The sequence below is a fragment of the Chromobacterium sinusclupearum genome, from assembly GCF_002902845.1.
Taxonomy (GTDB): domain Bacteria; phylum Pseudomonadota; class Gammaproteobacteria; order Burkholderiales; family Chromobacteriaceae; genus Chromobacterium; species Chromobacterium sinusclupearum.
This window is the reverse complement of sequence record NZ_PPTF01000051.1, coordinates 84850-95039: the sequence shown is the minus strand read 5'-3', so window position 1 is coordinate 95039 and position 10190 is coordinate 84850. Positions and strand designations below refer to the sequence as shown.

The window sequence follows — 10190 nt, the reverse complement described above, 5'->3', positions numbered from 1 at the left end:
CTGCGCGCGGCAGCGGATTCAGGCCACACTTTGCCGTTTAATGACATAAACTTCAACCCGCCCAAACCATTCGCTCAATTCTGCTCCCACGGCAACCCGCGCTGCCGCCAGCCGCCCACCGAGTTGCGATGGCCCATTTCGTCCTTGTCGCCCTCGAAGCCTTCCAGCACGTTGTACACCTCGCTGTAGCCATTGGCCGCCGCCAGCCGCGCCACTTCATCGGAACGGACGCCGGAGCGGCACAACACCAGCAGCACCGATTCCGGGTCCACCTGATGCGTCAGCTGGGCCAGAAAATTGGGGTTCGGCGCCATGCCGGGAAAGCTGCGCCACTCGATCTTGACAGACTGCGGCACCGTGCCGACAAACTGCCACTCGGCATGGCTGCGCACGTCCAGCAGCACCGCCTTGGGCAGCGATTGCATCAGCTCATAGGCTTCGTCCGGCAAAACGGCGCCGCTATAGGGCAGGCCCATCTGCTCCGCCCGCTCGTGCGCGGCCTGCAGTATCAGGTTCATGCGACTCATGATGTATCCCTCCGTTTGCAACATGCGTGGCGTAGAGTCGCTGACAGAACCCCTGATCCTGCGTTGCGCTCCTTGCCGGGCGACCCGCTGTCTGCGTCGGCGCGCCTTGGCTCAGGCTCTCTGCAGGGTTTTGTCAGCGACCCTCATGTTGGCGATTATCTGCCCGAACAACATGACTGGCAAATGACATGGCTGGCGAATGGCACCAATCTGGTGCATTACAAAAATTTACGGCACCAGCATGGGTCAAACTTGTCCATTCCAGGTTGCTGGCGAAGGCCATGCGCCTATGACACAATGCAGCAGCAGCGATTTTTAAGCTGGCACGCTTCCTGCTTGATGCCGGGCGTACCAATTTTCACGCACTTGCCCTTGGGTGCACGTTGCCTTTCAGGAGATAAACCATGGCAGTAGCCGACGTAGTCAAACTGATCCAAGAAAACGACGTCAAATTTGTCGATCTGCGCTTCACCGACACCCGCGGCAAGGAGCAGCACGTCTCCATCCCGGCCCATGTGCTGCTGGAAGACGCCGACGCCTGGTTCGAGCGCGGCCACGCCTTCGACGGCTCCTCCATCGCCGGCTGGAAAGGCATCCAGGCTTCCGACATGCTGCTGATGGCCGACCCGGCTACCGCCCGCATCGACCCGTTCTTCGACGAGCCGACCGTATTCATGCACTGCGACGTGATCGACCCGGCCGACGGCAAGGGCTATGACCGCGACCCGCGCTCCATCGCCAAGCGCGCCGAAGCCTACCTGAAGGCCTCCGGCATCGGCGACACCGCCTACTTCGGCCCGGAGCCGGAATTCTTCATCTTCGACAGCATCACCTGGGGCACCGACATGTCCGGCTGCTTCGTCAAGATCAAGGCCGAAGAAGCGGCCTGGGCCTCGGCGGAAGAATTCGAAGGCGGCAATATGGGCCACCGTCCGGGCATCAAGGGCGGCTACTTCCCGGTGCCGCCGGTTGATTCCTCGCAAGACATCCGCTCCGCCATGGTGCTGCTGCTGGAAGAGCTGGGCATCCCGGTTGAAGTGCACCACCACGAAGTGGCCACTGCCGGCCAGAACGAAATCGGCACCAAGTTCAGCACGCTGACCCAGCGCGCCGACTGGACCCAGATCCTGAAGTACGTGGTGCACAACGTGGCCCACAGCTACGGCAAGACCGCCACCTTCATGCCCAAGCCCATCGTCGGCGACAACGGCTCCGGCATGCACGTGCACCAGTCCATCTGGAAAGACGGCCAGAACCTGTTCGCGGGCGAAGGCTATGCAGGCCTGTCCGATACCGCCCTGTACTACATCGGCGGCATCATCAAGCACGCCAAGGCGCTGAACGCCATCACCAACCCGGGCACCAACTCCTACAAGCGCCTGGTGCCGCACTACGAAGCTCCGGTGAAGCTGGCCTACTCCGCCAAGAACCGCTCCGCCTCCGTGCGCATCCCGCACGTGGCCAGCCCGAAGGCACGCCGCATCGAAACCCGTTTCCCGGATCCGCTGGCCAACCCGTACCTGTGCTTCTCCGCCCTGCTGATGGCCGGCCTGGACGGCATCCAGAACAAGATCCACCCGGGCGATGCCGCGGACAAGAACCTGTACGATCTGCCGCCGGAAGAAGACAAGCTGATCCCGACCGTGTGCGCCTCGCTGGATGAAGCCCTGGCCGCATTGGACAAGGACCGCGAGTTCCTGACCCGCGGCGGCGTGTTCTCCAACGAGTGGATCGATGCCTACATCGAGCTGAAGATGCAGGAAGTGAACCTGACCCGCATGACCACCCACCCGGTGGAATTCGCGATGTACTACTCTCTCTAAAAACGGCGACGACTCGCTCAACAACGGCAGCCGACAGGCTGCCGTTTTTCATGGCGCCGCGCGCAAACCGATGACGACCGGGCGCGATTTGCTTATCATGCAGGGGCACCCATACCAGTCTCAGACGATGAAAATATTCGCTTTAAGCCTGCTGCTGGCCTGCGGCTGCGCCCAGGCCGCCACGATCTACAAATACGTCGACGCCAACGGCAACGTCACCTACACCAATGTGCCGCTGCGCGGCGCCCAACCGATCACGCTGAACCCGCTATCCACCTACCACGGCCGCAAGCCCAGCGGCGGCAATGCCGACAAAGCGCCGGCGTCCGGCGGCTATCCGAATGTCGACGCCGATACCCAGAAGCAGCGCGACAGCGGGCGCAAGAAGATTCTGGAGCAGGAGCTGGCCAACGAGGTCAAGGCGCTGGATGCGGCGAAGAAAGCGCTGGCCGACGGCAAGGCCGTGCGCAACGGCGACGAAACCCGCAACTATCAGAAATACCTGGACCGGGTGCAGAAGCTGCAAAACGAAGTCACCGACCGCGAGAAGAATGTCGCCGCGCTGAAGAAGGAACTGGGGCTGCCCTAGCCATTCGCACCAAAATGGTGCATCCTAAGCCTCAAAACGCCGCGTCCACGCCGCAAGGCGCGCTTTTCGACGCCGCCAAGCTGGCGCGCTTATTGCTGATCAAGGACGCGGCCTCATTCCGCGCACCTTTATTCCTGAAAAGCGAAACCTCATGCCGACACCCAGCTTCGCCGGACTGGAACTGCTAGACACGCCGGTGCTGATCTGCGACGCCGCCGGCGCGCTGCGCTTCGTCAATCCCGCATGCGAGAACCTGCTGGCGCTGGGCAGCCGCGAGCTGCTGCGCCACGGCCTGACCGGCTTGTTTCATCCCTGCCCCGCGCTGCGCCAGGCGCTGCATACCGCGCTGCGCCAGGGCGCCAGCTATATCGAGCACGACCTGGAACTACGGCCGCAGCACAATGAAGCCATCCTGCATGTCACGCTGTCGATCACGCCGATAGACGGCGACGGCCTGCTGGCGCTGATCGAGCTGCGCCCGCTGGACCAGCAGCTGAAAATCGCCAACGAGGAAAGGCTGCTGCTGCAGCACCAGGCCAACCGCGAACTGATCCGCAATCTGGCGCACGAGATCAAAAACCCGCTGGGCGGCATCCGCGGCGCGGCGCAATTGCTGGAACACGAACTGGCCGACCGGCCGGAGCTGAAGGAATACACCGAGGTCATCACCGAGGAAGCGCTGCGCTTGCAGACGCTGGTGGATCGCCTGCTGGCGCCGCACCGCAGCCACAGCCGCAGCCAGGTCAATATCCACGAGGTGCTGGAACGGGTGCGCAGCATCGCGCTGGCCCAGCATCCGCAAGGTCTGGCGGTGGTGCGCGACTACGACACCAGCCTGCCGCTGCTGTCGGCCGACAAGGAACAGCTGATCCAGGTGGTGCTGAACATCGTCAACAACGCGGTGCAGGCCATGCGCGGCCAGGGCCGCATCGAGCTGCGCACGCGGGTGGCGCGGCAGATCACGTTGGCGCGCAAACGCCACCAGCTGGCGCTGAAATTGCAGATCGTCGACGATGGCCCCGGCATCCCCGAGGACATCCGCGACCATATTTTCTACCCTTTGGTGACGGGCCGCGCCGAAGGCACCGGCCTGGGGCTGACGCTGGCCCAGGCCTTCGTCCACCAACACGGCGGCAGCATAGAGTTCGACTCCCGCCCCGGCCAGACCTGCTTCACCGTGATGCTGCCGTTCGGCGCCGACGCCGCCGGCTGACAACGATATCGACAAGAATACGAGGAGAAACCCAATGGCCCAACCGGTCTGGATCATCGACGACGACAAGGCGATACGCTGGGTGCTGGAAAAGGCGCTGACCCGCGCCGGCATCGGCTTTGACAGCTACGCCAGCGCCGACGACGCGCTGAACGCGCTGTACGACGCCACGCCGCGGGCCATCATTTCCGATATCCGCATGCCCGGCACCGACGGCCTGAAATTCCTGGCCAAGGTCAAGGCCGAACACCCGCAGCTGCCGGTGATCATCATGACCGCCCACTCCGACCTGGACTCCGCGGTGTCGGCGTTCCAGGGCGGCGCCTTCGAATACCTGCCCAAACCATTCGACATCGATCAGGCCGTGCTGCTGATCGAGCGCGCGCTGGCGGAAAGCCAGGCCCAGGGCGGCGGCGCGGACAGCCCGGAGGCGCTGCCGGTGCTCTTGGGCCAGGCCCCGGCCATGCAGGACGTGTTCCGCGCCATCGGCCGTCTGGCGCAATCGCACGTCACGGTGCTGATCACCGGCGAATCCGGCACCGGCAAGGAACGGGTGGCGGAGGCGCTGCACCGCCATTCGGTGCGCGCCGCCAAGCCGTTCATCGCGCTGAACACCGCCGCCATCCCCAAGGATTTGCTGGAGTCGGAACTGTTCGGCCACGAGAAAGGCGCGTTCACCGGCGCGCTGGCCACCCGCCGCGGCCGCTTTGAGGAGGCCGAAGGCGGCACGCTGTTTCTGGACGAAATCGGCGACATGCCCACCGAGCTGCAGACCCGCCTGCTGCGCGTGCTGTCCGATGGCCACTTCTACCGCGTCGGCGGCCATACGCCGATCAAGGCCAATGTGCGGGTCATCGCCGCCACCCACCAGAACCTGGAGCAGCGCGTGCGCGACGGCTTGTTCCGCGAGGATCTGTACCACCGCCTCAACGTGATCCGGCTGCGCCTGCCGCCGCTGCGCGAACGGCGCGAGGACATCCCGCTCTTGGCCCGCCACTTCCTGGCCAAGAGCGCCTCGCAACTGGGCGTGGAGCCGAAGCGGCTGTCCGAGGCGGCGATGGCGCTGATCCAGCGCAGCCCCTTCACCGGCAATGTGCGCGAACTGGAAAACCTGTGCCAATGGATCTGCGTGATGGCGCCGGGCCAAACCGTGGAAATCGCCGACCTGCCGCCGGAGCTGCGCGAGCCGGCCACCCCGGCGCTGGCCGCGCGCGATGACGCGGCATGGGAAGCGCAATTGACGGATGAGATCCGGCAGCGCCTGCAGGCCGGCGAGAGCGGCATCGTGGACGAGCTGACCCGCCGCTTCGAAACCGCCTGCATCCGCGCCGGCCTTGCCCATACCGGCGGCCGCAAGGTGGAGGCGGCGCAATTGCTGGGTTGGGGCCGCAACACGCTGACGCGCAAAATCCAGGAGCTAGGTCTAGAAGCCCACGATGCCGGTTGATAATTATTAATCAAACAAGCAATTACAACTGCATCATTTTCAATAAATGCTGATAGAATCGGGCCAGTCCTCTAGCCCGATTCCATCGATGTTTCGTTCGTACCTCGCGCTGGCGGCGCTGTGTCCGCTCACGCTGCACGCCGCCGCGCCTTTGCAGCTGGCGGTCAGCTCGGCCCTGACCAGCCCCTACGTCATTGAAGACCCGTCTCCGGCCAATCCGCCGCGCGGCCGCGCCATCGAACTGGCGCAGGCCGCGTTGCGAAACTGCGGCCTGCAGGGCCGCATCAGTCGTCAGCCTGGGGAGCGCATCGTGCAGAACCTGCAATTGGCCCGGCTGGATGGCGCGCTGCTGCTGTCCTACACCGATGAGCGCAGCCGGCTGATCGCGTTTCCGCTGCGTGGCGGCCAACCCGATTCAGAGCAACGGATGACCACCCTGAGCTATGCCTTCTACGTCCGCAACGGCAGTCTGCTGCATTGGGACGGCAGCGGGCTCTACGGCATCAACGGAACCGTAGGGGTCAACCAGGGTTGGTCGATAGGCCGCGAACTGATGGCGCGCGGCATCGACGTCGAGGAAAGCGTGGGCATAGAAGACAATTTCGCCAAGCTGCAGGCGGGCCGCACCGACGCCTACGTGCTGCACCAACTGGCAGGCGACCTCTACCTGCGCCACCATCCGGAATTGAAGATACACCGCATGTCGCCGCCGCTGCGCAGTAAACCCTATTACTGGGTATTCAGCCGCGGCTACGCACGCGAACATGCCCGGCAAGTGGAATGTCTATGGCGGCAGATGCCGCAGCTGCGCCCGCGCTACCTGCCGGAAGGCGCGCGCTGAGCCTCAGCCAAACCGCGCCAGCTCACGCTCCCAATCCAGCCGGCCATCGCCCGGGGCGGCATCGTCCCGCTGCGGCGCATTCTCCGGCACAAACCAGCACACCTCGAACAGCAAGCCGTCCGGATCATGGCCATACACGCTCTTGTGCACGCCATGGTCCTCTTCCATACCCAGCTTGCCGATCTCGGCCAAATGGTCGCGTATCCGCTTCAATTCCTGAATGGTGTCCACCTCCCAGGCCAGGTGGTACAAGCCAGCCCTGGGCTGATGCGGCGCAGGCGTCTCGCCGCGCGGGCTGAACGGCCCCGAGCGCTGCTGGCCCAGGTTGAGCTGGAACAGCGCCAGGTCATGGTCATTGTCTGAATGCGCGGCCTGCGCGAACACGGCGCGGCTGGAAGCGGCATCGCCCTTGGGGCGAAAGCCGAGCACATCGCGGTAAAACGCCGCGCTGTCCGCCACATCGCTGACGTAAAGCACGGCATGGTTGAGTCGTTTAATGCCCATCTATCACCTGAATTCTGGGTTGGAAAAACACGGCGCGGTTTACGCCATGCCGCGCGGCGCGTATACGAAATCCTGCCGGCCGCGTTAGAAGTCAATCATGCCACGATACGGCCGATGGCCGTACACTGGCCCCATCCACATTTTTCCAGGCATCTCTCATCATGGACACCCGCCGCGCAAGATACGGCTTCTCTCTGGGCACGCTGATCGCCGTCGCCCTGTCATGGTCGGCCAATCACTCCATTCTGTGGGCGATCATCCACGGCTTCCTGAGCTGGCTGTACATCGCCTACTACCTGCTGACCCACGCGCTGCGCTGAGCCGTTCCGCCGGGCCTCAAGCCTCAGCGCGGCGCTCAGGGCAGCGCTTCATACACCTCGGCCAGCACCCGCCCATCCTCGTCCAGCATGTAGTGGCTGCGGCCATAATGCCGCTCGCAGCAGCGGCGGTAGGCGATGGCGCCGCTGGCGGCGAACAGCCTGGGCAAAACGAAATATTGGCGCCCGGCGAACGCCGGGCGGATGCCCACCCGCGCCAGGATGCCGCCGAACGGCAGGTCCGACTCCACCAGTTGCCGCTTCAGCCGCGGCTCGAACGCCAGCAGCTCTATCCTGATCCAGGCCGCCACATGGCAGCGCTGCCGCTCGTCCAGCAACAGGATAGTGCGCTCCAGCCGGCGGGCGTCGTGGCGCTGCCACAGCCGGCGGATGCGCAGCGCGCAGCCGCGGCTGGCCTGCAGCGCCGGTCATATAACCCTGGTGCACCAACACGCCGCGGCTGCAGGCGCAGATTGCGTCAGGCGACACCGGCCGCGCCTCCCGCCAGGGAATCTCGATGGCCGGCCGCGCCTGCTCGGCTTTCCGCCGCAACGGAGGGAGGCGGCCAGCCGCGACGCTAGCCTGATGCAGGCTCATAGGCTGGTGACCATATGCGAGGAACAGACCGCGACGATAGCGCCGTCCACGCCGCGGCCGCGCAATATGCGGGCGGCGGCGATGGCGGCGCCGGACGAGGGCCCTACCGGCTCGCCACAGGCGGCCATCGCCTCGCGTGCCGTGGACCAAGCCAATTCCGACGCCACCGGCACGACGCCGGCCACCGCTTCGCGCCGGAACAGCCGCGTCGGCGCCGGCGGCGCCAGGCCCGGAATATTGTGCGGACGCCAAGGCTCGCCCGACAGCACCGCGGCCTCCGCTGGCTCCACGGCGTAGACCGGCACGCCAGCCGGCGCCAGCGCTTCGGCGATGCCCATCAGCGACGCGCAGGTGCCGGCCGACACCGTCACCGCCGCCAATCCAGGCGCTTGGCGCAGCAGCTCTTCCCCCACTTCCCGGTAATGGCCGATCAGCTCCGCGTCGCTCAGTTGCTCGACCACATGGCTGCCCGGCATGCCGCGATGGGCGTCCAGCAGCTCCTGCAGCTGCGGATGCGGGCGGCGCTCCACCTCCGCGCCCAGCCAGCGCGCGTAATTGACCACGCTGTCCGGCGCGCCGTCCGGCATCAGCAGCAAGGCCTGGCAGCCGATCTGGCTTGCCGCCCAGGCGACACTGACGCCGGCGCTGCCGGCGGTCATGATCACCAACGTCGTGTCGCGGCGTACCCGACCGGCGCGCGCGCGTTCAAGCAGCGTCTTAGGCAGCGAGCGATGCTTGATCGACAAGGAGGGGTTCTGGTATTCGAGCTTCAGGCTCAGGCCGGGCAGCAGGCCCGGCGCCGACAGCAATGGCGTCATGGCAAGTCCCTCACAGATAGGCATGAACGGACAGCGGCAGGTCGATGAAGCGCGGCACCTTGACGCCGTTGCCGCTGGCCATCTTGTCCTGCTTCAGCGTCTGAATCAGATCGGAAGGCACCAAGCGCAGGGAAGGCGCCACCGCCAGCCGCTGCAACAGCATCTCGCTCACCCGGCCGACGATGTCGGCTCCGCCGTCTCCCGCCGACAGCCACACCTCCACCTGCTGGCCGCCCTGCTCGTCGGGACAACGGACCACCAGTTCGTTGTCTATCCCATCTACCCTGCCGAGCACGTCGAAGATCAGGTCCGGATAGACCGTCTGGCCCTGGATCTTCAGCTGGTGGTCGACCCGGCCGATGATGGCGCCCAGCCGCGGACTGCGGCGGCCGCAATCGCAGGGGCTGTCGTCCAGCCAGCTGGCGATGTCGCCGGTGCCGTAGCGCACCGCGATGAAGCCGCGCGGCAAGGTCAGCGAAGTGACCACCACCTCGCCGGGCTGGCCCGGCGCGGCCGGCAAGCCGGTTTCCGGATCGATCAGCTCGACGTGGACCGCGTCGTCGTTGATGTGGAAGCCGCGGTGCCGCAGGCACTCGTGGCCGACCGAGCCCAGTTCGCTGCAGCCGTATTCGTTGAGCGCGTCCTTCAGCCCCCACAGCTCCATCACCTTCCGCGCCACCGGCGTCGGCTGGTTGTCGGCGTCGAACGCGCCGCAGGCGCCGAAATAGGCGTAGTCGGGCAGGCATTCCGGCGCCGGGAAGTCCGCGCCCATGGTCTGCGCCAGCTCCAGCATCACCACCGGATTGCCGACCACGAAGGCCGGCTGGTGGTAATGCACCACGTCCAGGATGCGCCGCGTGCGCTGCGGCGAACAGCGGAACGGCCCCAGCCCCACCTTCTTGGCCGCCTGCAATACCAGCGGCCCCAGCGTGAACATGTCGTTGTTGCTGAGCAGGTGCAGCATGCGGTCGCCCGGCTTCGCGCCTAATTCGGTCAGCACCCGCGCCACGCAATCCACCCACACCATCTCCTGCAGCCGGTGCACCGGCAGCTCCACCGGTCGCCCGGTGGTCCCGGAAGAACTGACAACGTCGGTGAAGTCGCCGTACTCCATCAATTCGTCCCAATGATTGGACAGATCCTGCTTGCGGATCACCGGCACCCGATGGTACTCGCCGTCGCGCAGCCATTGCATGATCTGGCTTGGCTCCACGCCCCAATGGCGCGGGTAGAACGGGCGCAGCGATGCCTGCTCGACGACGCGAGCAATCCTTGCGACAGGCAACATGGTTCGTTTCCTCGTTGGAGTTGCAATCAAACGCCGGCCCCGCGGCCGGCCACGACGCCGCAGCGGCCGCTAAGTCATGGCGGGCCCCAAGCGGCTGTTCAGATAACGCTCGCTGGCGCGGCGCAGCGGCGTCGGCACGCAGGCCAGCCACTGGTTGAAATGGATGCCGAGCAGGGTGTTGTTGCCGGCCCGGCTGGCCACGGCCGCGGCCAGCGTGGGGAACTGA

General features: G+C 65.5%; 11 protein-coding genes. 6 read left to right on the top strand and 5 right to left on the bottom strand.

Annotated features, from left to right (window positions below; translation table 11 throughout):
- Positions 1-74: 74 nt before the first annotated feature.
- Complete coding sequence (locus C2134_RS11385) at positions 75-527, bottom strand: rhodanese-like domain-containing protein (protein ID WP_103320134.1); 453 nt, start codon at positions 525-527, stop codon at positions 75-77.
- 404 nt (positions 528-931) lie between these two features.
- On the opposite strand from C2134_RS11385, the gene glnA reads away from it, so the two are divergent.
- The 5 genes from glnA to C2134_RS11360 all read left to right on the top strand — a co-directional run bounded on the left by glnA (position 932) and on the right by C2134_RS11360 (position 6440).
- Positions 932-2350 (top strand): glutamate--ammonia ligase, encoded by a 1419-nt coding sequence (gene glnA / locus C2134_RS11380; RefSeq protein ID WP_103320117.1) that lies wholly within the window; start codon positions 932-934, stop codon positions 2348-2350.
- Positions 2351-2477: 127 nt separating this feature from the next.
- Complete coding sequence (locus tag C2134_RS11375; RefSeq protein ID WP_043620536.1) at positions 2478-2939, top strand: DUF4124 domain-containing protein; 462 nt, start codon at positions 2478-2480, stop codon at positions 2937-2939.
- Positions 2940-3090: 151 nt separating this feature from the next.
- The gene (gene glnL / locus C2134_RS11370; protein ID WP_103320115.1) at positions 3091-4152 is read left to right on the top strand and encodes a nitrogen regulation protein NR(II); all 1062 of its coding nucleotides are present in this window, start codon (positions 3091-3093) and stop codon (positions 4150-4152) included.
- A 34-nt stretch (positions 4153-4186) separates the two neighbouring features.
- A complete protein-coding gene (ntrC, locus tag C2134_RS11365) occupies positions 4187-5599 on the top strand; it encodes a nitrogen regulation protein NR(I) (RefSeq protein WP_103320112.1) in 1413 nt (470 codons plus the stop codon).
- Between the two features lie 88 nt (positions 5600-5687).
- A complete protein-coding gene (locus tag C2134_RS11360; RefSeq protein WP_158248752.1) occupies positions 5688-6440 on the top strand; it encodes a substrate-binding periplasmic protein in 753 nt (250 codons plus the stop codon).
- A 3-nt stretch (positions 6441-6443) separates the two neighbouring features.
- Here C2134_RS11360 and C2134_RS11355 read toward each other — a convergent pair whose 3' ends face one another.
- The gene (locus C2134_RS11355; protein WP_103320108.1) at positions 6444-6944 is read right to left on the bottom strand and encodes a VOC family protein; all 501 of its coding nucleotides are present in this window, start codon (positions 6942-6944) and stop codon (positions 6444-6446) included.
- 161 nt (positions 6945-7105) lie between these two features.
- Between C2134_RS11355 and C2134_RS21715 the strand changes: the two genes are divergently transcribed.
- The gene (locus C2134_RS21715; RefSeq protein WP_199152895.1) at positions 7106-7264 is read left to right on the top strand and encodes a hypothetical protein; all 159 of its coding nucleotides are present in this window, start codon (positions 7106-7108) and stop codon (positions 7262-7264) included.
- A 35-nt stretch (positions 7265-7299) separates the two neighbouring features.
- Here C2134_RS21715 and C2134_RS11350 read toward each other — a convergent pair whose 3' ends face one another.
- The 3 genes from C2134_RS11350 to C2134_RS11340 form a co-directional block, all read right to left on the bottom strand.
- Positions 7300-7599, bottom strand: a complete 300-nt coding sequence (locus tag C2134_RS11350; RefSeq protein WP_103320106.1) for a hypothetical protein — start codon at positions 7597-7599, stop codon at positions 7300-7302.
- Between the two features lie 255 nt (positions 7600-7854).
- Entirely contained in the window at positions 7855-8676 is an 822-nt protein-coding gene (locus tag C2134_RS11345) for a pyridoxal-phosphate dependent enzyme (protein WP_158248751.1), read from the bottom strand.
- Positions 8677-8686: 10 nt separating this feature from the next.
- Entirely contained in the window at positions 8687-9964 is a 1278-nt protein-coding gene (locus C2134_RS11340; RefSeq protein ID WP_103320102.1) for a phenylacetate--CoA ligase family protein, read from the bottom strand.
- Positions 9965-10190: the final 226 nt, after the last annotated feature.

Coding starts and splice junctions, on each gene's coding strand:
- C2134_RS11385 (WP_103320134.1), bottom strand. CDS start 527: ATGAGTCGCATGAACCTGATACTGCAGGCCGCGCACGAGCGGGCGGAG.
- glnA (WP_103320117.1), top strand. CDS start 932: ATGGCAGTAGCCGACGTAGTCAAACTGATCCAAGAAAACGACGTCAAA.
- C2134_RS11375 (WP_043620536.1), top strand. CDS start 2,478: ATGAAAATATTCGCTTTAAGCCTGCTGCTGGCCTGCGGCTGCGCCCAG.
- glnL (WP_103320115.1), top strand. CDS start 3,091: ATGCCGACACCCAGCTTCGCCGGACTGGAACTGCTAGACACGCCGGTG.
- ntrC (WP_103320112.1), top strand. CDS start 4,187: ATGGCCCAACCGGTCTGGATCATCGACGACGACAAGGCGATACGCTGG.
- C2134_RS11360 (WP_158248752.1), top strand. CDS start 5,688: ATGTTTCGTTCGTACCTCGCGCTGGCGGCGCTGTGTCCGCTCACGCTG.
- C2134_RS11355 (WP_103320108.1), bottom strand. CDS start 6,944: ATGGGCATTAAACGACTCAACCATGCCGTGCTTTACGTCAGCGATGTG.
- C2134_RS21715 (WP_199152895.1), top strand. CDS start 7,106: ATGGACACCCGCCGCGCAAGATACGGCTTCTCTCTGGGCACGCTGATC.
- C2134_RS11345 (WP_158248751.1), bottom strand. CDS start 8,676: ATGACGCCATTGCTGTCGGCGCCGGGCCTGCTGCCCGGCCTGAGCCTG.
- C2134_RS11340 (WP_103320102.1), bottom strand. CDS start 9,964: ATGTTGCCTGTCGCAAGGATTGCTCGCGTCGTCGAGCAGGCATCGCTG.